Below are 25922 nucleotides of genomic sequence, written 5' to 3' on the forward strand. Positions count from 1 at the left end.
CCTATCCATTGTAAATCCTTACTTTTGGAAGATCATACTTGATATTCATGACAGAAAAAACGACAGCTAAAAAACCTTTATTTGAAGAGGATAAATTATCAGCATTAGAAGCACTTGACAGGGCGCAATTCATAGCCTTTGCGCCTTATGTGTGGGAAGCTTCAAAAATCTTACGTGACAAAGGCATTTTACATTTAATAGAAGCAGCGAGAGAGACAGGCATTACTATTGAAGAAATCTGTAATAAAGTAAACATATCGCAATATGGCGTAAGAATATTGTTGGAAGCCGGTTTGGGCATACAGTTGCTTTACAGGAAAGAAGGCAAATATTTTTTAGCCAAAACGGGACACTTTCTATTGAATCATGAAATGACGAAAGTCAATTTTGATTTCATGCGCGATGTATGCGTGGAAGGTGCGCCGACTATGGAGCAATCTATTGAAACAGGCAAACCTACAGGCCTGAAAACATTAGGAAACTGGAATACTTTGTATGAAGGACTTTCCTCTTTTCCATCGCCTGCAAAGGAAAGCTGGCTTTCATTTGACCATTTTTATTCCGATAAAGCATTTCCTGAGGCGCTTGAAATTGTATTTACCAATCCGCCGAAAAAAATGCTTGATATAGGCGGTAATACAGGCCGCTGGACTTTGGAATGTTTACAATTCAATCCTGATATTGAAATGGGTATTGTTGACTTAAAAGGTCAGTTGGAAATGGCTGAAGAAAATATGATTGCTGCCGGTTTTCAGGATAGGGTTCAATATCATGAAGTGAATATGCTGGATAATTCAAAGTCTTTGCCCGCAGGTTACGATGCTATCTGGATGAGTCAGTTTCTGGATTGCTTTTCGGATGAAGAGATTGTAAGCATTCTTGGAAAATGTTATGCGGTTTCTGATGAGAATACGAGAATATTTATCAATGAAACTTTTTGGGATCGCCAGCGCTTTGCCACATCCGCCTTTTCGCTTCAAATGACTTCATTGTATTTTACCAATATCGCCAATGGCAACAGTCAGATGTATGACAGCAAAGTATTTCTCGCATTAATAGAAAAAGCAGGATTTGATGTCATTCAACAACATGACATGGTTGGTGTAAGCCATACCATTCTTGAGTTAAGAAAAATTATTTAACCACACGAACCAATATTATCTATCCAAACTACCAATAGAAACAGTAATGATACAAACAGATGTTTTAGTTATAGGTGCCGGACCATCCGGAACTGTAGCTGCAGCAATTATTAAGAAGGCGGGTTTTAAAGTCAACATTGTAGAAAAATTGCAATTCCCGAGATTTGTAATCGGCGAAAGTTTATTGCCCCGTTGCCTGGAAGCCTTGGAGGAAGCAGGTTTTATGGATGCTTTAAATGAAAAAAAATTTCAGGTGAAGTCGGGTGCCAAGTTTGTCCGTAACAATGAGATCTGTGATTTTACTTTCGAAAAGCAACATACAGATGGCTGGAAATATGCATGGCAAATGCCAAGGGCGGATTTTGATTTTACCCTGGCAAACGAATGTGAAAAGCAAGGCATTCCCGTTGCTTATAATCAGGAAGTGATTGATATAAAAATAGCAGAAGATGGTTCAAGCATCACAACTATTAAAGAAGAGAATGGTGCAACTTATGAAATACAGGCAAGATTTATTGTTGACGGAAGTGGCTATGGTCGCGTAATTCCAAAGTTATTCAATCTGGAAAAACCATCTTCGCAGCCTGTAAGAAAAACCATGTTTGCACATCTTACAGATCCACGGAGATTGGAGCAGGAAGAACCAAACAGGATTGTGGTGTATGTTCATAGCGATGATTGCTGGATTTGGACCATTCCTTTCAGCACCGGAATAACATCTGTGGGTTTTGTTTCAAGCCCCGCATTTTTTGATAAATACAATGGCGAGCCGGAGCAAATGTTCAGGGCTATGCTGGCTGATGAACCCGCACTGAAAAGAAGATTTGAAAAAGCTGATTTTATTTTCGAGCCACGCACATTACAAGGCTGGAGCGCTACTACTGATACCTTTTGGGGAAATGGTTTTGTATTAACCGGAAATGTTACTGAGTTCCTTGACCCTATATTTTCTTCAGGCGTTACGCTTGCAACTGTTTCGGCGCAAACCGCAGCCAAACTTGTTATCAGGCAATTGAACGGTGAAAAAGTAGATTGGCAAAAAGAATATACAGAGCCTACAAATCATGGTGTTTCTGTTTTCAGGACTTATGTAAATGGCTGGTATGACGGTACATTGTTCAAAATATTTTTCGCTGACAATAAGAGTGAACAATTCAAGGAACAGATCTGCAGCGTGCTTGCGGGATATGTCTGGGATATGACAAATCCTTTTGTGAAAAATCATGAAAAATCTGTACGAACGCTTGCAAAGTATCTGGATAGTACAAAGACGGAAGTATCTTAGAAAGCCTGAATAATTACCTATCTTTGTGCATCTTAAATTAAAAAGTAAATGAAGAAGTATAGTTTATGTTTTATTGCGATTGTTGCAATGGCATCCTGCAATGTAAAAGTCAGTACTAATGACGATAACAAAGATGCAGCTACAGAAGAAGCTACATCAACAGAAACAACAACAGCTGCTAAAATTAAAGATCCTGTTTGTGGCATGGAAATGGAAGGCGAGCACTGGACTGAAATGAACGTAACAGGAACGGATACCACTTGGTTTTGCAGCCCGCATTGTAAAGATCAATACACTAAAGACCCGGGAAAATATAAAAAGCAGGAAAGCCCGAAAAGCTAAAATATAATTTACTAAAGACGCATTCATTGCGTCTTTATTTATTCATTCATGGTTTCAGATAAAGAATATATGCAACGCTGCCTTGAACTTGCAATAAAAGGTTCGGGCAATGTTTCTCCCAATCCTATGGTGGGGGCGGTTCTGGTATATAATGACCGTATAATAGGGGAGGGCTGGCACCGGCAATACGGACAAGCCCATGCAGAGGTGAATTGCATCGCTTCCGTAAAAGAGGGAGACAAGCAATTTATTGGAAAGAGCACCATTTATGTAAGTCTTGAACCTTGCGTCCATTACGGAAAGACACCACCATGTGCAGATTTGATTATTCAGCATAATATTCCCAAAGTAGTTATTGGCTGTACAGATACGTTCAATGCTGTTTCCGGAAAAGGCATTGCTAAATTGAAAGAAGCCGGAATTGAAGTTGTGATGGATGTTTTAGAGCATGAAAGCCGTTGGCTGAACAGAAGATTCTTTTGCAGGCAGGAAAAAGAAAGGCCTTATGTTATATTAAAATGGGCAGAAAGCGATAACGGTTATATTGCGCCGCTACATGGAAACAGAGTCATGTTATCCAACGAATTTTCGCAGAAATGGGTTCATAAAATGCGCAGCGAAGAAGATGCCATTTTAATAGGACATAATACAGCGCTTTTGGATAATCCGGTTTTAAACAATCGTTTCGGAGAAGGTAAAAATCCGGTTCGTGTAGTGCTGGATTTTAATGCATCGCTTCCTCAAACGCTGCATCTTTTTGATACATCACAACAAACTATTGTTTTTAATTTTGTCAAAAATGAAAAGGGAGAAAACCTTGCATTTATTAAGTTGGATAAAGAACAGGAATTAGCTGCGCGGGTACTTAAACATTTACAGCATATCAATTCGGTAATTATAGAAGGCGGCAGCAAAACATTACAATTGTTTCTGGATGCAAACCTTTGGGATGAGGCTTTTATTATCAGCACGTCAACCATAATAAATGATGGTACGGCAGCCCCGAAAATGAATGCCGGAAAGCTTTTGGATGTATTACGGTTACAGGCAGATACGATAAAACACTATCAAAATGAATATTCCGCAAAACTATAAGGCTATCAATAAAGATGCATGGAACAAAAGAACCGACGTTCATGTGTCCTCTTCGTTTTATGATGTAGAAGGGTTTTTTAATGGTGCCAGCTCGTTACAAACGACGGAATCGGCATTACTTGGTGATATACATGGTAAGTCTGTATTGCATCTGCAATGTCATTTCGGTATGGATACTTTATCTATGGCTCGCATGGGAGCAAGTGTAACGGGCGTTGATCTTTCTGATAAAGCTATTGAAAAGGCAGAAGAGCTTAATAGAACTTTAGGGCTGAATGCCAGATTCATTTGTTGCGATTTATATGACTTGGAGCAAAATCTCGATGAGCAATTCGATGTAGTTTTCACGACTTACGGCACTATCGGCTGGCTGCCGGATTTGGAAAAATGGGGCGCTATTATTCAACGTTTTTTAAAACCCGGTGGTAAATTTGTTTTTGCCGAGTTTCATCCTGTTATGTGGATGTTTGATAATCAACTGGAAAAAATTGAATACAGTTATTTCAACAGAGAGGCCATTGTAGAAGATTCAACAGGAACTTACACTGACAGAAATGCTCAGATTGAATATACAGAAATAAGCTGGAATCATAGTCTGGATGAAGTTTTCAGCGCATTGCTCCATCATGGGATTAGTATAGAACAATTCAGGGAATATGATTTTTCTCATTACAATTGTTTTTCAAACCTGAAGCAAATAGCACCTGATAAATACCAGCATTCCGATGTCGGTGGTAAGATACCTATGATGTATTCTATCGTTGGCCGGAAGTGTAATTAGCGTTTTCAACTTTTAAAAGGTTGACAACGTTCAGCTCCGAATAATAAACATGCAATTAACTTACAAAACAATAACAGGCACAACGCAGGCTGAATTCAAAGACAGGGGAAGCAAATTTATTGCCTGTTCCTTTTCCGTCAATAACACAGAAGATATAAAAAGGAGCCTGCAATTATTGAAAAAAGAACATCCCAAGGCTGTACACCATTGCTATGCTTACAGGTTGGGAACCGATGGCCTGCAATACAGGGCGAATGATGACGGAGAGCCTTCGGGAAGTGCGGGCAGGCCTATATTAGGGCAAATTGATAGTGCAGGTTTAACAAATGTCCTGGTAGTAGTAGTACGGTATTTCGGAGGAACATTGCTGGGCGTTCCGGGGTTAATCAATGCTTACAAAACAGTCACTACGGAATGTTTATCAACTGCAACAACAACAGAAAAAAATATAGAATACGTTGTGACGCTTGACTTTGATTATTCTTTAATGAATGAAGTAATGCAGGTGCTAAAGCAAAATGATGTTTCTGTTTATAAGCAGGACATGCAGCTATTTTGTATTTTTGAAATAGGCATTCCGCTTATCCATAAAGAACAAACATTGCAACGGTTAAACGACATACACGGACTGGAAATAAAAGGGCATAAATAAATTTGGTTATAAAAATCTTTTCAAACTTAATTTAACAGAAATGACTACGTTACAAATAACAAGACCCAGTGAATGGCAGAACAGAATCAGGAAGTATAAGGTCTATATTGACAACGAACAGGTAGGGATACTTTCAAACGGAGAAACAAAAGACTTTTTCCCGACAGAAGGCGCACATACTATTCATGTAAAAATGGGTTGGTATGGCAGTGCTCCATACCATTGCAACCTTAACAAAGAAGATATTCAATACTTAAAAGTGAGCAGCAGCGCGATGGCGAAATGGCTACCGTTTTCCTTAATACCTTTTGTATTATTACATGTTTTTTTTAAAGACGTTATCGGAGAAGGCCTGTCGTTGCTATTCTTTATTCCCGTGCTTTTGATTGTTATTTACCTGCTCACTTTGGGCCGGAATAAATATTTAACGCTGACAGCCTTTTAAGGAATTGTGTTATAGAGTTTTGCAATCCTGATATAAACGCTGTCCCTCATTTTCTTATTACTTTCGCATTTGAAATAAAACATCCGAATCTTGGAAACTGTCTGTTTGCCTCATAATAAGACCCATTTTTTCTCCAATATCAATATTGATTATCTGGCGGGAGATAAGAAGTTAGAAGCGTTCTATAATTTCAAACCAAATGACGAAGGGCTGAAAGCAGCTATAGAAGCCAGAAAAAGCTATCCGATCAACAGATCCGTTTTAGTTGAAGCGCTGCAAAAGCAATACGATGGCTTTACACTTCACGAAGCTGTTTCCGATAATATAGAGCTGTTAAAAGAGCCGCATACTTTTACTATCTGCACCGCACATCAGCCGAACCTGATGACAGGATATTTATATTTCATCTATAAAATACTGCATACCGTAAAGCTTGCGAGGCATTTAAAATCCATTCAACCGGCATATAATTTTGTGCCGGTATTTTATATCGGTTCGGAAGACAATGATTTGGACGAATTGGGGACATTCAGGTACAATGATGTTAAATACAGATGGAACACGGAACAGAAGGGCGCTGTAGGCCGGATGAACACAAAAGATTTGCAACCATTGTTACAGCAATTGATAAGCCTTTTAGGCCCTCCGGGAGATAATACGGAACGCCTGAAAGAAATCATTGCAAAGGCTTATGCGCCTAATCATACTATTGCAACTGCAACCAGGCATCTGGTAAATGAATTATTGGGCAGTTACGGTGTTGTGGTGATTGATTCGGATGATGTTGCGTTGAAGCAGTTGTTTATTCCGGTTCTGAAGCAGGAATTGTTTCAGCCGGTATCGGATGAAATAGTGCATCAACAAACTTCGGATTTAAACAAAAGCTATGCGGGACAGGCCTTTTCAAGGCCGATTAACCTTTTTTACCTGAAAGATAATATAAGGGAGCGCATAGAACAAACAGCAACAGGCTGGCAGGTGCTGCATACCAATATTCATTTTGATAAAACAGCATTGGAGCAGGAAGTAGAGCAGCATCCTGAAAGATTCAGTCCTAATGTAATTTTAAGAGGTTTGTTTCAGGAAAGCATTTTACCTGATATAGCCTTTATTGGCGGTGGCAGTGAAGTGGCATACTGGCTTCAATTGAAAGGTGTTTTTGAGCATTATAAGGTTTTCTTTCCTGCGCTTGTTTTAAGGCAATCCTTTTTGATTTCAAATAATGACAGTAATAACCTGCAGAAGAAACTTGGCTTAAATGATGAAGAAATATTTCAACCGACGGAACAACTGGTGCAATATTTTGTGAAAAAGCATTCCGCTCATGATCTGGAACTGTCCAATCTGGAGAACGAAATGCAAGCTGTTTTTGACCGGATAAAAGAAAGGGCTACGAATATTGATGCGACATTAAGAGGCAGCGCTGAGGCTGCTCTGACAAGAATGAAGCATCAGATGCATGTAATGGAGAAAAAAATGCTGCGTGCCGAAAAAAGGAACATGGCCGATAAAATTGCGCAATTATACAAATTGAAAAACACGCTGTTTCCCAATAATTCATTGCAGGAACGCTATGATACCTTTATGCCTTTTTACCTGGAAAAAGGGCCTTCTTTTTTTGATAGCCTGCTGGCGGCAACCTTACCTTATGGCCAGCAGTTTGTAATACTGAAATAAAGAAACAAGCATAAAACAAAACCCCGCAATTTGCGGGGTTTTGTTTTATAAAACTGAATGTGTGATTCAATTACATCATTTGCTTTTTCAATGTGTCTGCATTACGCTTGTATTCAGCAGCGTAAGGTGTAGAAGCAGCAAGGTCTGCAGATTTTTGTGCAGCAGCTATAGCTTCTGTTTTCTTGCCTTGTTTCTGATAGATACGGGCTTTTAACCAATACAACCAGAAGGCATCTTTATTTTCAGCCAAAGCTTTGTCAGTATATTCGATAGCCTTGTCTAAATTCTGATTGGTTTCAAGATAATAATTGGCAGCTTGTTGGTACGGGCGTTTAGGGCTGTTGATAGAAGTTTCAAGATACTCCGTGATTTTTTTATCATTATCAGCAAATACAGGAATAGTCACTTTTGTGTTTTCCCAACTTAAAACCAAATCGCATTTATTGCCATTCAGGTTATCTATAGCAATGGTAAAGGATTGTACTGCTTCCGCTGTTTTTTTAGCAGGAACATCAAACTGAATCACATCGTCTTTTTCGTCGAAGCCGGAAACGCCCCAGTTGCTGATGCCTTTGTTGATGATAACTTTCCAGCTATTTTCACCCGGAGTAGTATATAAAGCATAAGTGCCTGCCTTTAAGGGTTGGCCTGCAAGCATTACATCTTCACCAAAGCTGATTTTTGTAGCTGCATTGGCACCGGTACGCCATACTTGTCCGAAAGGAATCAGGTCGCCGAATATTTTACGTCCGCGCATAGATGGGCGGCTGTAAGTGATTTCTATAGATGATGTAGAGAAATCCTGTTTGATTACCGTTGTCGGGCTTGGCGCGGGAAGTTTCATGTCCTGGCTGAAAGCGTTGACAGATAAGGATAAACCGAATAAAAATGTGATAAAAATCTTTTTCATAAAAGGAAATGTTTTGGATTGTAAAGGTAGCAATATCAATTCGATTAAAAATTAACATTTATTATGCTTTTTAGATTAAATAATGTATTTATGTTTGAGCTATGAAAAACTTTTTTATGAACTTAAATTTAAATTTAAACTCTTTTGCAAAGGCTTACAGCTTTATTTCACGTTGCAAAAAGCAATCAGCCTTAATGTGCTGCTTAATAATTTCAAGCTTAAGTTATGCTCAGATTGCTGCCAAATGGACTTTTGAAACATCACAGCCGACATCTGCCGGGCCGATTGATGCTGAATTTGGAATGGGACAGGCAAGTTGCTTTCATGCAAGCGGCTCTGCAGCCTTCGGTAATCCTGATGGTAATGGCTCTGCAGAATCTTATGGAAGCAATAATTGGGTTGCCGGTGAATATTATCAATTCCATACCAGCACATCGGGCATGACGAATATTGTCTTTGCTTTTGATCAGACAAGTAGTAGTTCAGGTCCGAAAAGCTTCTTCATACAGGTTTCTACTGATGGTACAAATTATACAAGTGTTGCAGGAAGTAATTATGATGTTACTGCAGATAACTGGTCGCAAACTGCTTCTAATTATTTGTCAGCTTCTCACCATTATTTTTTCCTTCCTGTCTTAGATAATCAGGCTGATGTTTATATAAGAATTGCCTTGGCTACTGGCAGTACAGCTGCTAATGGCGGCACTATTGCAGGGAATGGCACAAGCCGCGTGGATAACGTTTCAATCGGTACTTCAAATGTAGTGCTTCCCCTTACGCTTCGTGAATTTAAAGTAACACAATCGTCAACAGGTAATCTGCTTCAATGGAAGACTGCAATGGAAAAGGATTTGAATTATTTTTCCGTTGAAAAGAGCCCGGATGGAAAAACATTTAAAGAAATAAGAAACGTAACAGCAAGTAATAATATTTACGGAGATAATTATCAGATATCTGATGAAGAAACGGGACAAAATGCTTGTTACAGACTCAGGATTTTTAAAAGAAATGGTAAGAACTCATTAAGCAGTATTGTGTACGCTGGTAGTCTTATAAGCAACAATGTTTCTTGTCCTTATAACGTACTTGTAAATAATCAGCCTTTATTGCTGTATATTGACAATGGTAAATTGATTTATTCGATTGTAGATAAGGAAGGCAAAATCCTTGTCCGTGGTGAGAATGTGAACGAAGGCATGAGAAATATTTTGATAAATTTTGATGCCTTTTCAAAAGGTATTTATTTCCTTAAAACGCAATTAAATGGACAACAACAAACATTCAAAATCCTGAAGCAATAAATAGTACAGATTAATATCGCATGGAAGGATAGGGTTTAGACCCTATCCTTTTCTCTGTCGTCCTTTCAGGACTTGTAGCATCAATCGTTTGCTTAATTCAAAAACAATAAAGTTATAAAAACCAATGCCATTAATTCAGGAGTTTAATTAAACCTATGAGGTTTTCCAAACCTCATAGGTTTCCTGAAATCAAAAACAAACAGCATCGGTAGATTAATTAAGTTAATGGAATGGGATAAAATCCTATACTGTCATTGCTTTTCGGAATCAGCTTTGGCCTGATTGCCTATTAAACAAGAAGCGCAATCATTGATTGCGCTTCTTGTTTAGTTACTCTTCGATATCGTATTCTTTAATTTTTCTGTAAAGCGTTCTTTCAGAAATACCTAATTCCTGTGCTGCATCTTTACGTTTGCCTTTATGTTTCTGCAATGCCTTAATGATAAATTCTTTTTCGCGGTCGATGAGCGATAAAGATTCTTCCACTTCTTCATGGTGGTTCAAATCATTGCCGGAATGGTGTATCACGTAAGGGTTTGATTTTTTCTCTGCTCCCTGATAATTGGTAATAGAAGGCGTGTTGAAAGTATTGTCAGGTATAGCGGCAGGTTCAAAGTTGCTTAGTATAGGCTCTGCGCTATAAGGGTTGTGCGTTGCAGGCGTGAAGTTCCCGCCCTGATGGGCTAATTCAAACATCATCTTTTTCAAATCATTCATATCCTTTTTCAAGTCAAAAAATAATTTGTAGAGTATTTCCCTTTCGGTAGTACTGCTTCCCTGTTCGGAACTGCTTCCGGATGCAAAACTCGGGACAGGCATACCATTCTGATGAGAAATGGCCGGCATCCTGTTCTGCATTTCTTTGTTTGGCAAAAACTGAGAAAGCTGATTTGCATTTACAGTGCGGTCTTTGGCCAAAACAGATATTTGCTCTGCTATATTTTTTAATTCACGCACGTTTCCAGGCCAGCCATAAGTCATCAATAGCTGACGCGCAGACTCATCTAACTGCACGGGCAGGCTTTTATATTTCTCTGAGAAATCGCCGACAAATTTCCTGAAAAGCATAGGGATGTCTTCTTTCCGCTCACGCAAGGCCGGAACTCTTATGGGAACCGTATTCAGACGATAATATAAATCTTCCCTGAACTTTCCCTGTTGTGTCAATGTCAGCAAATCTTTATTGGTAGCGGCTATTACGCGAACATTTGTTTTCAGGACTTTAGAAGAACCTACACGGATAAATTCGCCGGTTTCCAAAACGCGTAATAAACGGGCTTGGGTACCGATGGGCATTTCACCGATTTCATCCAGAAAAATAGTACCACCGCTCACTGTTTCAAAATAACCTTTACGTTGGTCGCTTGCACTGGTAAAAGAACCCTTTTCATGGCCGAATAATTCCGAATCAATGGTTCCTTCAGGAATGGCGCCGCAGTTTACCGCAATGAAAGGATTGTGACGGCGGGAAGAAAGATTATGTATAATTTGAGAGAAAACTTCTTTACCAACGCCACTTTCACCAAATATTAAAACGCTCAGATCGGTATTGGCAACCTGTTCTGCAACCTGCAAAGCATAGTTGAGCTGAGGGTCATTGCCTATAATTCCGAATCTGTTTTTTATGCTTTGTAAATCCATATTTAGATTTGAGATGTTAGATTTAAGATTGAAAATGCTATTTTCTTTCCTAATATTATTTTAAACAGATTGTTTGTGTAGTTGTTTTATCCGACCACTTCCACAATTTCACCCATCAATGTACCTGATGTGGCTTTATTCACTTTCACTAATACATAATCGCCCTTCTGTAAGTTGTAATCTCCTTTAGGGAAAACAATCACTTTACCTTGTGTATTACGACCGCTCCAGTCTTTATCGCTACGGCGGCTATCTGCTTCAATCAATACTTCAAAAGTTTTACCGATTTCCTGTTCGTAATTTTTTGCAGACCATGCTCTCTGCACATCAATCACTTCTGTCAATCTGCGTTTCTTTACTTCTTCCGGTACGTCATCTGCGTAGCGGCGCTGGGCAAGCGTACCGGGTCTTTCGCTGTAAGAATACATATAGGAAAGATCATATTTCCCGAAATTAATCATGTCCAGCGTATATTGATGGTCTTCCTCTGTTTCTGTGCAGAAACCGGTAATAATATCGCTTGTAATGGCACATTCCGGCATAATCTCCCTGATTCTCTCCACTTTCTTCATATACCATTCGCGCGTGTAGGTACGGTTCATTAACTGTAAAATCCTTGTGGAGCCGCTTTGAACGGGTAAGTGGATTGCTTTACAGATGTTATGATATTTTGCCATAGTAAACAAGACATCATCCGTAATGTCTTTAGGATGCGAAGTACTGAAACGGACTCTTAACTTAGGATCTATCTGAGCCACCATTTCAAGCAATTTGGCAAAAGTTACTTCCTCTTCGCTGTCGTGTGTGGTGTAATAATAACTATCTACGTTTTGCCCTAAAAGCGTTACTTCTTTATAGCCTCTGTCAAATAAATCCTGTGCCTCTGCAATAATGGATTTGGCATCCCGGCTGCGTTCGCGCCCTCTCGTAAAAGGCACAACACAGAAAGTACACATATTATTACAGCCACGCATAATGCTTACAAAAGCGCTTACGCCATTTGAATCCAGTCTTACCGGAGCAATATCAGAATAAGTTTCTTCCCGGCTCAGCAGTACATTTACGCCTTTCTGGCCTCCTTCCGCTTCTGCAATAAGATTGGGCAGAGAACGGTAGGCATCCGGCCCGATAACCATATCCACCAGTTTCTCTTCTTCTAATAATTTCCCTTTCAGGCGTTCGGCCATACAGCCCAAAACGCCGATAAGCATATCAGGTCTTTCTTTTTTGAAAGAACGGAATATATTAAGTCTGTTGCGGACAGTTTGTTCTGCTTTGTCTCTGATAGAGCAGGTATTCAACAATACCAGATTGGCTTCTTCCATGAATTTGGTAGCGCCGAAACCTTCTTTATTTAATATGGAAGCGACAATTTCACTATCGTTGAAATTCATGGAGCAACCATAACTTTCAATATAAAATTTCTTTTTATATTCATTTGAATCCAACTCAAAAGGAGCATAAGCTTCGCCTTGTCTTTCTTCGTGTATCACTTTGCCTTGCAATTCCAACATGGTACTCATATTTTAAGGCTGCAAAGTTAATAAAAGCAACGACAAAATGGCAGTTTTTTCTAAATGGCTGTATAGAAACGGGCAATGTTTTCTGAGTTTACAAGACATTCAAACCATTAATTTTAAAAACAATATTTTTGTAGGAAACAAAAAAAGATGACAGCAGCGACCATACGCAATAAATTACATAGCTATTTAGAAGTAGCGGATGCAAAAAAGCTAAAGGCACTTTATACCATAATAGAAGCAGAGATAGAGGAAACCTTGTCAGCAGATGTATTAACTGATGAGCAAATGGAGGAAATAGAAACAAGAAGGGCTGATTATTTATCAGGCAAATCAAAAGTACATACCTGGAAAGATGCTAAAGATTCTATCGGCTAATATTTATGAGCTATAAAATTATAATTGAAGACAGAGCATTACAAGAGGCTCAAACTGCATATGATTTTTATGAAAAGAAACAAAATGGCTTAGGAGATAGGTTTAAAATAGAATTAGAAAAAAGTATAACACGAATTGAGGCTAATCCAAAACAATACAAAAAAGTTAGTAGAGAGATTCGGCAAATCCTACTTCACAAATTCCCATTTGTTATTGTTTATGAAATTTTGCAAGATGTCATAATTATATACGCTGTTTTTCATACAAGCAGAAATCCTAAAAAGAAATTTAAAGAGTAGTAAGTGAAATACAGAAAGCCCTTGTTTCAAATAAGAAACAAGGGCTTTCTGTATTTATAAGAACATTCTTATTTTTTTACAAACTGTAAAGTCTGGTTTGCATCTTTGTTTTGAACGGTAAGATTGTAAACGCCATTTGCAAGATTTGAAATATCCATATTCATTTCTCCGCCATTAAAATTACTTTTTGTGGTAAGCATTGATTTTCCGTCAATAGAAGTAATCCTGATATCATAACTGCCGCTTGTCAATTTATCCAATTGTACGCGAAGTGTATTTTGCGCAGGGTTAGGGTAAACTTTAAACAAATTACTTTTTGCAACATCATTGATGCCTGTAGTTGCTTTTTCGGTCAATGTAGCAATAATTTGATTTGGAGTATCATCGCCCGGTATACCATTATGATTATTGGCCATCATTCTGGCATAAATTTTTGCAGTACCCGATCCTGCAGCAGGAGCAGTCCATTTAAAAGTTGTAATAAAATCATTACCTGTTTTTGGTAAAGGAGCCGTGTGTTCAACAACGGTTATGCCACTTGCATCTGCTGTTGCTGAATTAGCAACTGCCGGATCTTTAGCTATTGTTCCTGAATTTGCATTGGCAGCATTTACGGCTGAAGCCTGAAAGCCAAGATGTGTGTAGTTTGCAGCACCCGAATAAACGCCTTTGAATGCAATTGTATAAGTATGGCCGGGTGTATATTTACCGTCTGTTACGGTTACACCGCCTGCATCATCTACAATTTGAAATGATAATGCAAGGTTAGGATTGTCACCCATGTGACATCCGCCGGTAGAGCAACCGAGAGAGCCGTTGCTTCCTGTACGGTTGCCTGCGCCGCCATGTGCCGGGCCGTTTTGATAACTGGATAATGCAATAAGTCCTAATCCTAATCCTAATGTTGTTAAAAGTACTTTTGATTTCATAATCTTTCTGATTTTAATAATGTTATTTTAGTTAATGGTAGACCGGCAATCTCTGCTCTAAGTTGGTGAATAAATAAGTCATTTTTTGATTAAAGAATTATAGTACCCTAAATGGGAAGAAAAGTACCATAAAATTCTGCTGTTACTATAGACGATTATTTCTTTGAGAACCTTAGACAAGGTATATAAATAAATATTGAAAACAAAATACCTGCTCCGGCAATTATATAATTTCCTAAAATAAAATAGTAATGTTTATAAGAAACTATATTTGCTATGAGTAGTTAAAAGGCTTGAGCATTTATATGAAAAAGAAAAAGAAAAGTACCAACAAAACAGGAATCATTATTATCATTATCCTGCTTATTGCAATGACAGGCGGCGGTTATTTTTATTATAAAAACTGGCTGCAACCCAATACAGTAAAGGCGGGTAAGCTTTATATACCTACAGGCTCAAATTACGACCAGATGATGGATTCCCTGCGCCCTTTTCTTAAAGACGCAGCAAGCTTTGAATGGCTTTCCAGACAAAAAAAATATCATGACAATATAAAACCCGGCCGTTATACCATCCATAAAGGAGAAGGGAACAATGCCATCATCAGCCGCTTACGGATAGGCGAGCAGGATGAAATTGCTATTAAAATAGGCAACTATTCAAGCATATATGAACTGGCAGGAAAAATGGGCGCCTTACTGGAAACCGATTCGGCAAAGCTTATGGAGGCTATGACGCAGGCAGACTTTGCGCAGGGCTATGATCCTACGGAATTGATATTTTTCTACTTCCCGGATACTTATAACTTTCATTGGAATACTTCCGGAAAGCAATTTGTAAACAGGATGAAAAAGGAATATGATAAGTACTGGACAGATGCAAAAAAGCAGGAAGCTACAAATATGAATATGACTCCGTTGCAGGTTACAACCCTGGCTTCCATTGTTCAGCTGGAATCGGCAATATTGGAAGAGCAGCCCCGCATTGCAGGCTTATACCTGAACAGGCTGAAAATAGGCATGAAACTGGATGCCGATCCGACTGTTATTTATGCTTTGAAAAAAGCGCAGGGTTTTACTACAAAGATTCAGCGGGTTTATTATAAAGACCTTGCTATCCAATCGCCTTATAACACATATAAAAACAAAGGGCTGCCACCAAGCCCTATTTGTATGCCCAATAAATCGGCAATAGAAGCGGTATTGCATCCGGCAAAACACAATTATCTGTACTTCGTGGCAGATCCGCAAAAGCCCGGTTACAGCATCTTTGCTGCTACACTGGCCGAGCAGGAAGTAAATGCCGCGCGTTATCGCGACTGGGCCAATCAAAATAATGTGAAGTAAAATTATCGTCATCTTGTGCGAGCTTGTATATATGTTGGGATATCGCACCACTTCATCATTTTATTCTATTTCATTCCATAAAATGATTCCGGTCGAGATAACGAGTAAAGTTGGGCTTGTATTACAATATAAAAAAAACAATAATATCATCATGGCTTATACCAAAAGGGAATTTTTGAAGATAATGGGTCTGGGCTTGGTTTTCATGCCCTTTATAGGCTGTTTTAATTCGGAAAGCAAAAAAGAAGAAGGTCATTCAGGCATTGGCGCTGCCGGTGTGAATGAAGATAAGGGAAATGAAACCATTGATGTGACCGAAGCAGATGTTTTAATGCTTACGCGCAATGACGAAGCTTATGAAAAATTCAATCAGGGATTTAATAAGCGTCTGCATTTTCTGCCAAAATATATAGCTATCTGTAAAACCGAAAAAGGCATTCAGTTTGCTATAAGAAAAGCAAGAGAAGAAAAACTACAGGTAGCCGTGAAAAGCGGCGGGCACAGCTTTGAAGGCTTCTCCAGCAACAACGGTGGCATGGTTATTAACCTTTCGCAGATGAAAAAGATAACATGGCTTGAGAATAATGAGGTGGAAGTAGAGCCGGGGTGTTTATTGCAGGATATACAGGCTGCGTTTTTTGCGAAGAAAAGATTACTGCCCGCAGGTTCCTGCGGAACAGTCGGTATTGCTGGCCTTACTTTAGGTGGTGGCTATGGTTTTTTCAGCAGGAAGTACGGGCTGACTTGTGATAATCTTTTGCAGCTAAAAATGATTGCGGCCGACGGAAAGGTATATGATACGGCTGAAGACAAAGAATTGCTATGGGCCTGCAAGGGTGGGGGAAATGGTAATTTTGGTGTGGTAACTTCTTTCAGGTTCAGGACGCATGATATGCCGCCGGCATTCGACAGCTATGTATTGAAGTTCAGAAGCATGGATGCAGCTAAGTTTGAACAAACCATTAATGCATGGTTTGATGTAAGCGAGAAGTTGCCGCAGGATGGCTTTGCCGCTTATGTGCTTAATAACAATACGCTGACGGTTTTAATAACCAATTATAACCATCATGCCGATTTCAGCAATATCATTTTACCATTAACTTCTATTGCAGATACCGTAAGTCCTACCTTACAGGCTGATTTGCCAAAGGCTATGAAACGTTATTACGGCAGAAAAGGACCTATTTACTTTAAGAATGCTTCTGCCGGATTGTACCAGGGTAAAGATGATATCCTGAAGATAAAAGATAGCCTTTTTAATACGGTGCTTCAGAATAAGGGAATAGTCTTTCAGATAAATACATTGGGCGGCATGATTGCAGATGCCGCATTTGAACAAAGTTCCTGCTACCCGCACCGGCATTTACCTTATTTGGGTGAGCTGCAGGCTTATTGGGATAATGAAAGCCAGGAAGCAAAGCTTGTAGCTGCATTTGAAAACATTCAGACTTTATTCAGGGAAGGTGGCGTAACGGCGCATTACAGAAACTATCCGGATATTAATTTTAAAGATTGGGAAGCCTCTTATTACGGCGATAATTATGCCCGCCTGCAAAAGGTAAAATCCAGATATGATAAAGAGGAAATGTTCCGGTATCCGCAGAGTGTAAGACCGGCTTAAGACACATACCGTCATCTCGACCGAAGTGTTTTTGTGAAGTGGCAGCGGAATAAAAATGCGTAGCGGAGAGATCTCCCTGACGTTGAATTAACGCACCTTTAAGAGATTCCTCCGTTCCATAAAAATCACTCCATTGTCATTGCGTTATTCCGGTCGGGATAACGAACAGAAACTATTTAACAACTTGTAACCGTAATTGTAGTTTAGAATTGACAACTTTTTAAAAAGTTGTCAATTCTTTTATGTGATAGATGAGTTTAACAGAATGATTTTTATTCCGGTCGGGATGACGGGTGGGGTTATTTGACCACCTGTAACCGCAATGTGACGTTTTCTTTTTCTGTTGTAAAAGTTATGAAATAGCTGCCGGTAGCAAGATTGCCTGTTTCTATTTCAACGGTATTGTTTCCGGAATGCATTTGTTGCGTTGTGCTGAAGAGCTTTCTGCCTGCAATATCCGATACTGTTAAAACGGTCTTTCCTTCGTCTTTTATTTTAACGCTAAGATAGCTTTTGCCTGATGTAGGATTAGGATATATAGCAGCCCCTTCTATACCACTTTCTATATTTGTTATTGCTGTACTGTTGCCCAATGCGGGTAATAAAGTTGGTGATGCGCTGGAAGCCGTATTCATAACAGAAGTATTGTTGCCATTAATAAATAGCGCTACATATTGCAGGTTATTTGTCTTCCATTCACTGTTTAATGTTGCTGTTAAGGTGTCTCTATACACCGTGCCTGCAACTAATGTGGAAGGCAGGTGTCCGCTATTGCCGCCTGCCGAAGGAGTTATGCTGCGTGCTACAAAGTGAAAATATACGCCGTCCACATGAGAGGCTTCATTTTCCCATCCGCCCATTACGCCACTGCCTCCGCCTGAATAGTAATTGTTCTGCGGCCAGTTGGAACCCGATCCTTTCACATTGCTTTCTGTTATTACCAAAGCCAGTTTAGGGTTAGTAATCGTTACTACCGGTTTAATAGCCACAGGTATGGAAACCGTGTTGCCATTGATGATCGGGGCATCCATTATAAAGTCTGCAAAGCTAAAATTATTTTGCGCTATAATAAAAGCGCTATCGATATCTCTGGGGTCTTTTACAATGGTACGGTCAATAACGAGATTTGGAAAGCCACCCGCATAATTAGCCATATAGCTATTGTAATCAGCTACCATCATGGGGTCATTGTTATGGACGGCAATCTGGCTGGCAACGCCATTGGAATGATTAGCATGAAATTTATCCATAAACACAGCTCCGCGCGGGCACCAGCCGCACCAGGTACCTGTGCCTTCTTCAAAAAGGGGCCTTTTAACAGGAAGGTAAGGTATGCCAACAGTTGTGAGAGAGGTCGTATCGTTGGTATGATCCACATCACCTGCTGCTTCTATCCAGGCTTTAATGGAATAGCTATTATTGGCAGGTATGGCTACTGTCAGCCCTGCCGGGAAGTTTACAGAAGCTAAAGGTGCCAAAGGGGTCGAAATTAATGAAGATGATTGTACTGCGCCGGTGCCAACTTTGTATTTAATATGATAACTATTGATGGTAACAGAGCCTGTATTTTTAACTGTTCCGGTAAGTGTGGCACTGGAGCCTGAAAACTGATAGCCTATGCCGGTTGAAGGATCGGGATGGTCTCCTGCAAAAGCCGTAATCACCTTACCGTCAATACCATTTACCAATTTAATATTATCAAGCGCGGCTCCAATCAGATTGCCACCCTGATTGTTATACCGAAAGCCGAACTTAAGATTGCTCTGACCGGCATAAGTACCCACAGGCAATGACCTTGTTTCCCATAACATGCTGGCGGGATCGCTTAACGGAGCTACAAATGATACATCGGACCATGTACCGCCGCCATCTGTCGAAACGATAAGGATCAGGCTTTCGGTTTCAGGAGGTGTAGCATTTGACTGAATGCCAAAGTAGGCAACATCATATTCCAGAATAGCATTTACCGCTGATGCCGGAAGCGAAATGGTTGGTAAAGATAATATTGCCGCATCTGCAGTCGCCTGTGTGCCGTCAATGCCAATTGCCTTTGTGTGTGCAGGATTGTTAAGTGAAAAATTTAAAGCGCTTAATGCATTGGGTGTAATGTTATCCGGCGCTCCTGTAACCCATAGCGATGCGGGAGATGATGCCCAGCCCGTAGGGAGTGCCGGATTGCTTACCGAATCGAAATCTTGCGAGATAAATACCTGTGCGTTTGCGCTATTTGTAATAAGCGTCCCCACCGCCGCACATAGCAGCAGTATTTTCTTTGATATCATTGATGTTAATATTATTACGGTTTGAGTTTAAATATTGGTTTGTGATAAGGAGACAAGAGGCCGGAAAAATACCCTACCTGTGGTTGTTAAATCTTTTTAAAACTTAACGTAGGGAAATAACATGTGCACCTCGTTCGGCACGAGGTGATGCCTCGTAAATCACGAGGTTGACCTACTAAACCACGAGGTGATACCTCTTAAATCACGAGGTTGACCTACTAAACCACGAGGTGATACCTCTTAAATCACGAGGTTGACCTACTAAATCACGAGGTGATACCTCGTAAACCACGAGGTTAACCTGCTAAACCACGAGGTGGTACCTCGTAAATCACGAGGTGGACCTACTAAACTACGAGGTGGTACATCGTTTGGGACGAGGTAGGAGATAAATCGGTTAAAAAAGGGGGAATTTCCCCATGGGTGGGATTCTTTTTTGTGGTTTTGATTGGGTAATATTGTTGGAACAAATCGTTGTTTTTAGAGAAAACACCAAAAAAAGGAAATTTAAAAATAAACTAAATGACAGCTAATTTAGACGCATTAATACCAAGAGAAGACTTTGAGATTAAAGATAATAATCAAACTCCTTCACAGAGCTTACCTGCTATTCAGGTTAGAGATTTAGAATCGGGTTCATTTCTATATCAAACTTTACGTAAACCTGATTTTCAAAGAGAAACTTCAGAATGGACACCTGAAAAAGTTTGTGATTTAATTCAAAGCTTTTTGGATGGAGACTTAATTCCTGCTGTAATTTTTTGGAACTCTGGAGGATATAATTTTGTAATTGATGGTGCACATAGGTTAAGTGCAATCATAGCTTGGGTAACAGACGATTATGGAGATGGTGTAATTTCTCAATCCTTTTTCGAATATAGTATTTCACTTGAACAGGCAGAAATTGCAGATAAAACAAGAAGGTTAATTAAAAAGAAATTCGGCACTTATAATGACCATAAGTATGCAATCACAAATCAGGACAAAGTGACTTCTGAAATGCTTGAAAGAGCTAAGAAGTTAGCTACATTAACTATACAACTCCAATGGGTTCGTGGTGATTCCAGTAAAGCCGAAGCTTCTTTTTTTAAAATTAATGAGCAGGCTTCTCCAATTAATGATACTGAAAAAAAATTACTAAAATCAAGAAAGAAACCCAATTCAATTGCCGCTAGAGCAATTATTAGGTCAGGAACAGGGCATAAATATTGGTCAAAATTTACTAATGAAAGGCAAACTGAAATTGAAAATTTAGCAAAGGATATTAATGACTTACTTTTTACGCCAAAACTTGAAACGCCGATTAAAACATTAGATGTCCCTTTAGCTGGGAAAGGATACTCTACTCAAACTCTTTCATTAATTCTTGATTTAATTAATATCACAAATGATATTAAAAGTGATATTGATTTGATTGACGATTTGGATGGAACCGAAACCATTAATTACTTAAAAAAAACAAAAAAAAGACTAAACAGAATAACTGGCACTCATGCTTCCTCTTTAGGGTTGCATCCAGCGATATATTTCTATAGTACAACAGGAAGGTATCAAGTAACTGCATTTTATACAATATTGTATATAATGCAGGGCCTAGAAACAAAGCCAGAAGCATTAAATAAATTTATCGAAGTGAGAAGTAATTTTGAAGATTTTTTAATGAGTTATAAAAGTATCGTGAACCAGACTAATACAAAATTCGGTAGCGGGTTAAAAAGCTATAGAAAGTTAAGTAATTTATTTTTGCATATAATTACTCAACTGCAAAATGGTAAAACTGAGAACGAGATATTATTGAGTTTTCAAAGAAATCAAGATTTTGACTATATTAATCCAGAAAAAATTGATTACGATGAATATTTAAGAAAAGACTTTTCAACCGAAACAAAATCGGGTATTTTTTTACTAAGTGCTTTAAAAAATCCAATAAAATGTAGTATATGTAACTCTTTAATACATAAAAATTCGATTACGGTTGATCATATAAAACGAAAGGAAGATGGTGGTCTTGGAATAATTGATAATGGGCAATTAGCTCATCCTTATTGTAATACCACATTCAAAAATTAATTACATCAATAGTCGTTAAACCGAATTTTATATTTTATATGAATATACAAGATCAAATCAAGGACTACATTGCGAGTCAGCCTGAATCCAAACGCAGTGACATGCAGGAATTGCACAACACCATTCTGGAAATAAAGCCGGAATGTAAATTATGGTTCCTGGATGGTAAGGACGGTGAGAATAAAACGGTTTCCAATCCTAATATCGGTTATGGGGCTTACACTATTAAATATGCCGATGGAAAAACAAGGGAATTTTATCAGATTGGTATGAGTGCAAATACAACCGGCATCTCTGTCTATATCATGGGCATCGATGATAAGACCTACTTAGCCAAAACGTATGGAGAAAAGATTGGCAAGGCAAGTGTGACAGGATATTGCATTAAGTTCAAAAAGCTGAAAGACATAAATGTGGGTGTGCTGGAAACGGTGATAAGGGATAGGTTTGAAATGCAGGATGAAAAGGCGAATTAATGATTAAGTACAAATGAAATTTGATGAGTGTAATTATAGAGCAGATTCTTGATGAAGTAAAATATAAACTCAGCAGTGAAAATCAGGTTCTTTTTATTTCAATCTGTGGTTGTGCTGATACCGGTAAGAGCACGTTTGCAAAAGTCATAGCTGAAGTACTTTCTGCCATGAGTATCACCTGTAATTTCCTTTCAACAGATTCCTTCATGCTTGAAAGACAGGAAAGAAACAAGCTTGGCATAAGTGGCTATAATCCGCAATCATTGAATATAGACGCACTGCTGAATGTGTTGGCGTTATTAAGGAAAAACCAAACATACAGGTATTACGCCTATGATAACAAGACAGGAAGAAATTCAGATGAAGGCATAGTAATGCGACCTTCAAAGGTTTACATAATAGAAGGAATACATGCTTTCAACCAACAAATAAGGCAACACACATCATTCGGTATTTTTATTCATGCAGAAGATGAAATACTAAGGAAAATGAGGCTCCGTGCCAATGTCAGTAAAAGAGGATTTGACGAAGAGACTGCAGGAGAAAAGATTGCATCAGAGATGATGGAATTTAACGCCTATGTTTTGCCCGACCGTCATTATGCCAACCTGATTATAAATGTAGATGAACATTACAGTTATCGTATTGCATAGGAATCACATCCTGTTTGCCTTCTGCTCTCTTATCATGGTTCCGTAATCCTTATTTTGCGACAATGCCAGTATGCATTGTGTCAACCTTTTAACTTTGGTAGGTTCCGTTTTGGCATCGCTTATCCATTTGCTGAAATACAAACGATGGGATGGTGCAAGGCTTTCAAAATATTGCTTTGCGTCTTCATCCTCTTCAAGACAGGCTATCAATTCGGGATGTACAGGTATTCCTGAATCATCTTTTTCAATCTTTACATCCAGCATGGCTCCGTGTTTTTTTGCAATGCCTTTCCGCATTTGAGCATTGACAGCCATTATAAAACAGCCATCGCCCATAGGCATTAATGCTACATTATGAATAGGGAATTTATCCAGCATACCTTTTACCCTGAATGATTTTTTATTGCCGGGAAAAAGCTCCTGTGCGAGGTCTGCCGGAATTTCAATATAAGTCCAGCCGGTTTTTTCGCCTTGTTCGTCAAATTTGTGGATGATGGTTTTGTATTGAATCATCTTTCCTGTTCCTGTTTAAGAATGAATCGCAATGATAAATGTAGTGATTTTCTATTTTGCAACACTATCTGCATGACGGGCGCTGTCCTCCAGAAACCTGCAACATTCATTGATAAGCCATAGCTCGCTTTGCTTGTGTGGCGAATGGCCTGCATTGTTCACCATGCAGATTTGTTTTGCTCCCGATGTATTATTGGCAATAAATTGTACTTGTTCATAGCTTCCGAATTCATCTTCTACGCCCTGTATTACCATGACCGGACAGGTTATCGCAGGTAAGAAATGTTCTATATTCCAGTCCCTGAAATCATTCCTTAGCCAGGTTTCCGTCCAGGCATGGAATAGGGCTTCCGTTTTATTGCCATGATATTTTTGCAGCCGTTCTTTAAGATTGGTGGTTTGATATTGGTATTTGGTATGTGCTATACCGTCCAATGTAATTTCTTCTACAAAAACATGTGCGCCTTCGGTAATAACGGCTGTAAATGCATCGGGATGTTTTGCGGCAGCTATTAAGGCTATGGTGCCGCCATCGCTGTGTCCGAATAAGACAGGATTTTCAATATGCAGTTGCTCCAGTAATTCCATCAGAATAGTTGCTTCGGCTTCCATGTAATCCTTTGTCCTTTGCTCATCAGAGAATGGGTCTGATAAGCCGTAACCACGCCTGTCATACATCATATAATTCAAACCCGATGATGCGGCCAATTGCTCCGGAAAGCTTCGCCATAAGGCATTACAGCCTAAAGAATCGTGAAGGAAGACAATGGTTTTATTTTCCGGATGGAGTATTCCCTGCTGTATATTTAATTCGAAATCACGGATGGTGATTGTGTTGTTGGTTATGGTGTGTGTCATTTTCGTAAGACTTATTTTTAATGTTTGCTTAGTCCTGTAAGGGTTTAGAACCCTTACAGGGCTAATTTTTTAGATAACAAAACAGGCTATCCAAAATGCCATCTTAAAATAAGAAACCAGATACCTGTTGTAATCATGGAAATGCAAATTCCCAGGCCTACCACAAGATTGGCTAATTTGGGATTAAGATTATATTGGTCTGCAATGATGCCCGATGTGAGCAACGTGGGCATGGCGGCTTCAAAAATACTTATTTGAGGAATGATGCCTTTCAGTCCTAAAGCCACTACGATGCCAAAGACAATGAATGGCGCGAGCATCAGTTTATAAAAAAGCGTAAAGGCAATGTGTTTCATTTCGCCACGCCAGCCGGAAAACTTTAATTGTAAGCCTATAGAGAACAATGCCAACGGTCCTACGGTGCCTGCAAGCTTATCGAACAAGGGATTCAGCGGATTGATATCTATAAAATGAGGAATGGTCAGTGCAGCCACACATCCTATCAATGGCGGGAAGGTCAGCACTTTTTTTAAGACCACTCTCGCCGTAAGCTTTTGTTTTTGAGAAGAGCGAATGGCGATGATGATGCCTATGGTTGACAGAAGTGTAAATGTTACCTGGTCACAGATAATACCGATGCCCAACTCTTTTTCGCTGAAATAGGCCATGATTAAAGGAAAACCTACAAAGGAAGTATTGCTTAATCCTGCCACCAGTTTCAAACCTCCCTGAGTGGAACGTGACATGCCTTTTTGCCGCCTGGAATATAAGGTGATATAAAGCCATCCACAAAGCCATATCACAATGGGTGACAAAGCGGGTACCAATAAGTCTCTGGTCCATTGTATATGCGGTAAATACTTGAAAGAAACAGCAGGAAGGGCAAGGTAAATAAGCCATGCATTAATGCCTTTGTGCGCATCTTTGGGTAAAGCACCCGAACGCCGGAATAAGATGCCGGCAATCATACAGATCGCAATTATAATAAAGTTAGCCATAGAAACGAGGCCGCAATTTGCAGCTTTTCTTCAAAAGCATCCTACTTGTTTTTATGAAATCAGTTTAATATCATTAGCTTAATCACTCTGGCTTGTCTGTTTTTGATTACATTTCAGGAAACCTATAAGGTTTTTAAAACCTTATAGGTTTAAGTTAATGACGTTATTAATTACCTTTTTAAAGATTACTGAACAGGCAGGGAAGTGCGGTAGGCTGTTCCCTTAAACAAACAAACGAGTTCTCCTTTTTCATTGGTTGTCCTGATATCGTATAACCCTGTTTTATTTCCCAGATGTAACTCCTGAGCTTCTACCGTTAAGACCTCTCCTGCAAAACATGGTTTTGTAAAAGTAATAGAGACATCCAGCGCAACGGTGATAATGCCATGTGAGTTACAGGCGAAAGCAAAAGCCGAATCAGATGCAGAGAAGAGTACGCCGCCATGAATGCGTTCAAAGCCATTAAGCATGTCTTCTTTAACGGTATAATGTAGCTTGCAATAACCGGAATCAACTTTATCGACCTGCAGGCCAAGCCAATTGCTGAACCTATCGCGTTCATTCATTATTTTAAAAACTTCCTGAGGTGTTATGCTTTGTGTCATTGTTTTGTTTTTTATTCGTTGGTTGAAACCCACTGTCATTAACTTATGGTGTTACCTCCCCTCAATCCCCTCCGAAGGAGAGGAGGACGCGAAAACGACGAAG

The 25922-nt window shown here is 39.2% G+C and carries 25 protein-coding genes; 16 read left to right on the top strand and 9 right to left on the bottom strand.

Going from position 1 to position 25922, the window contains the following annotated elements; genetic code table 11:
- The first annotated feature begins 47 nt into the window (after positions 1-47).
- The 8 genes from F0919_RS09640 to bshC all read left to right on the top strand — a co-directional run bounded on the left by F0919_RS09640 (position 48) and on the right by bshC (position 7419).
- A complete protein-coding gene (locus tag F0919_RS09640; protein ID WP_150032534.1) occupies positions 48-1142 on the top strand; it encodes an ArsR family transcriptional regulator in 1095 nt (364 codons plus the stop codon).
- A 46-nt stretch (positions 1143-1188) separates the two neighbouring features.
- On the top strand, positions 1189-2427 hold the full coding sequence (locus F0919_RS09645) for an NAD(P)/FAD-dependent oxidoreductase (RefSeq protein ID WP_150032535.1): 1239 nt from the start codon (positions 1189-1191) through the stop codon (positions 2425-2427).
- 48 nt (positions 2428-2475) lie between these two features.
- Positions 2476-2769, top strand: coding sequence for a hypothetical protein (locus tag F0919_RS09650; protein WP_150032536.1), 294 nt, complete (start codon positions 2476-2478; stop codon positions 2767-2769).
- A gap of 48 nt (positions 2770-2817) precedes the next feature.
- Positions 2818-3864 carry a bifunctional diaminohydroxyphosphoribosylaminopyrimidine deaminase/5-amino-6-(5-phosphoribosylamino)uracil reductase RibD gene (gene ribD, locus F0919_RS09655; protein WP_150032537.1) on the top strand — a complete coding sequence of 349 codons (1047 nt, stop codon included), beginning with the start codon at positions 2818-2820 and terminating at the stop codon, positions 3862-3864.
- Entirely contained in the window at positions 3842-4645 is an 804-nt protein-coding gene (locus F0919_RS09660; RefSeq protein ID WP_150032538.1) for a class I SAM-dependent methyltransferase, read from the top strand. The genes ribD and F0919_RS09660 overlap by 23 nt, the downstream gene beginning before the upstream one ends.
- Positions 4646-4694: 49 nt before the next feature.
- On the top strand, positions 4695-5297 hold the full coding sequence (locus tag F0919_RS09665; protein ID WP_150032539.1) for an IMPACT family protein: 603 nt from the start codon (positions 4695-4697) through the stop codon (positions 5295-5297).
- Between the two features lie 40 nt (positions 5298-5337).
- Positions 5338-5742: a hypothetical protein gene (locus F0919_RS09670; protein WP_150032540.1), complete on the top strand. Its 405-nt coding sequence runs from the start codon at positions 5338-5340 to the stop codon at positions 5740-5742.
- Positions 5743-5832: 90 nt separating this feature from the next.
- Positions 5833-7419, top strand: a complete 1587-nt coding sequence (gene bshC / locus F0919_RS09675; RefSeq protein WP_190277335.1) for a bacillithiol biosynthesis cysteine-adding enzyme BshC — start codon at positions 5833-5835, stop codon at positions 7417-7419.
- 70 nt (positions 7420-7489) lie between these two features.
- Here bshC and F0919_RS09680 read toward each other — a convergent pair whose 3' ends face one another.
- Positions 7490-8329 (bottom strand): DUF2911 domain-containing protein, encoded by an 840-nt coding sequence (locus F0919_RS09680; RefSeq protein ID WP_150032542.1) that lies wholly within the window; start codon positions 8327-8329, stop codon positions 7490-7492.
- A 194-nt stretch (positions 8330-8523) separates the two neighbouring features.
- Between F0919_RS09680 and F0919_RS09685 the strand changes: the two genes are divergently transcribed.
- The gene (locus tag F0919_RS09685; protein ID WP_190277336.1) at positions 8524-9630 is read left to right on the top strand and encodes a T9SS type A sorting domain-containing protein; all 1107 of its coding nucleotides are present in this window, start codon (positions 8524-8526) and stop codon (positions 9628-9630) included.
- A gap of 330 nt (positions 9631-9960) precedes the next feature.
- Here the strand turns inward: F0919_RS09685 and F0919_RS09690 are convergent, their stop codons facing one another.
- Together F0919_RS09690 and miaB are read right to left on the bottom strand one after the other, a co-directional pair.
- The gene (locus tag F0919_RS09690) at positions 9961-11271 is read right to left on the bottom strand and encodes a sigma-54 interaction domain-containing protein (protein ID WP_150032544.1); all 1311 of its coding nucleotides are present in this window, start codon (positions 11269-11271) and stop codon (positions 9961-9963) included.
- A gap of 86 nt (positions 11272-11357) precedes the next feature.
- Entirely contained in the window at positions 11358-12794 is a 1437-nt protein-coding gene (gene miaB, locus F0919_RS09695; RefSeq protein WP_262713950.1) for a tRNA (N6-isopentenyl adenosine(37)-C2)-methylthiotransferase MiaB, read from the bottom strand.
- A gap of 147 nt (positions 12795-12941) precedes the next feature.
- Between miaB and F0919_RS09700 the strand changes: the two genes are divergently transcribed.
- The gene (locus F0919_RS09700; protein ID WP_150032545.1) at positions 12942-13169 is read left to right on the top strand and encodes an addiction module protein; all 228 of its coding nucleotides are present in this window, start codon (positions 12942-12944) and stop codon (positions 13167-13169) included.
- A 5-nt stretch (positions 13170-13174) separates the two neighbouring features.
- Complete coding sequence (locus tag F0919_RS09705; RefSeq protein WP_150032546.1) at positions 13175-13468, top strand: type II toxin-antitoxin system RelE/ParE family toxin; 294 nt, start codon at positions 13175-13177, stop codon at positions 13466-13468.
- Between the two features lie 68 nt (positions 13469-13536).
- On the opposite strand, the gene F0919_RS09710 is transcribed toward F0919_RS09705, so the two are convergent.
- Positions 13537-14397 (bottom strand): T9SS type A sorting domain-containing protein, encoded by an 861-nt coding sequence (locus tag F0919_RS09710; RefSeq protein WP_150032547.1) that lies wholly within the window; start codon positions 14395-14397, stop codon positions 13537-13539.
- 305 nt (positions 14398-14702) lie between these two features.
- On the opposite strand from F0919_RS09710, the gene mltG reads away from it, so the two are divergent.
- Positions 14703-15743, top strand: coding sequence for an endolytic transglycosylase MltG (gene mltG, locus F0919_RS09715; protein ID WP_150032548.1), 1041 nt, complete (start codon positions 14703-14705; stop codon positions 15741-15743).
- 13 nt (positions 15744-15756) lie between these two features.
- Complete coding sequence (locus F0919_RS09720; protein WP_150032549.1) at positions 15757-17364, top strand: FAD-binding oxidoreductase; 1608 nt, start codon at positions 15757-15759, stop codon at positions 17362-17364.
- A 299-nt stretch (positions 17365-17663) separates the two neighbouring features.
- On the opposite strand, the gene F0919_RS09725 is transcribed toward F0919_RS09720, so the two are convergent.
- Positions 17664-19646: a T9SS type A sorting domain-containing protein gene (locus tag F0919_RS09725; protein WP_150032550.1), complete on the bottom strand. Its 1983-nt coding sequence runs from the start codon at positions 19644-19646 to the stop codon at positions 17664-17666.
- Between the two features lie 522 nt (positions 19647-20168).
- On the opposite strand from F0919_RS09725, the gene F0919_RS09730 reads away from it, so the two are divergent.
- The 3 genes from F0919_RS09730 to F0919_RS09740 are packed head-to-tail and all read left to right on the top strand — an operon-like array spanning position 20169 to position 22845.
- Positions 20169-21716 carry an HNH endonuclease gene (locus F0919_RS09730; RefSeq protein WP_150032551.1) on the top strand — a complete coding sequence of 516 codons (1548 nt, stop codon included), beginning with the start codon at positions 20169-20171 and terminating at the stop codon, positions 21714-21716.
- Between the two features lie 38 nt (positions 21717-21754).
- On the top strand, positions 21755-22192 hold the full coding sequence (locus F0919_RS09735; protein ID WP_150032552.1) for a DUF1801 domain-containing protein: 438 nt from the start codon (positions 21755-21757) through the stop codon (positions 22190-22192).
- Positions 22193-22215: 23 nt separating this feature from the next.
- Entirely contained in the window at positions 22216-22845 is a 630-nt protein-coding gene (locus tag F0919_RS09740; RefSeq protein ID WP_150032553.1) for a uridine kinase family protein, read from the top strand.
- A 3-nt stretch (positions 22846-22848) separates the two neighbouring features.
- Here the strand turns inward: F0919_RS09740 and F0919_RS09745 are convergent, their stop codons facing one another.
- The 4 genes from F0919_RS09745 to paaI all read right to left on the bottom strand — a co-directional run bounded on the left by F0919_RS09745 (position 22849) and on the right by paaI (position 25819).
- Positions 22849-23358, bottom strand: a complete 510-nt coding sequence (locus F0919_RS09745) for a YdeI/OmpD-associated family protein (RefSeq protein WP_150032554.1) — start codon at positions 23356-23358, stop codon at positions 22849-22851.
- A 51-nt stretch (positions 23359-23409) separates the two neighbouring features.
- The gene (locus tag F0919_RS09750) at positions 23410-24216 is read right to left on the bottom strand and encodes an alpha/beta fold hydrolase (protein WP_150032555.1); all 807 of its coding nucleotides are present in this window, start codon (positions 24214-24216) and stop codon (positions 23410-23412) included.
- An 86-nt stretch (positions 24217-24302) separates the two neighbouring features.
- A complete protein-coding gene (locus F0919_RS09755; protein WP_150032556.1) occupies positions 24303-25214 on the bottom strand; it encodes an AEC family transporter in 912 nt (303 codons plus the stop codon).
- Between the two features lie 185 nt (positions 25215-25399).
- Positions 25400-25819 carry a hydroxyphenylacetyl-CoA thioesterase PaaI gene (paaI, locus tag F0919_RS09760; RefSeq protein WP_150032557.1) on the bottom strand — a complete coding sequence of 140 codons (420 nt, stop codon included), beginning with the start codon at positions 25817-25819 and terminating at the stop codon, positions 25400-25402.
- Positions 25820-25922 lie beyond the last annotated feature (103 nt).

Source organism: Taibaiella lutea, from assembly GCF_008629695.1.
GTDB lineage: Bacteria > Bacteroidota > Bacteroidia > Chitinophagales > Chitinophagaceae > Taibaiella > Taibaiella lutea.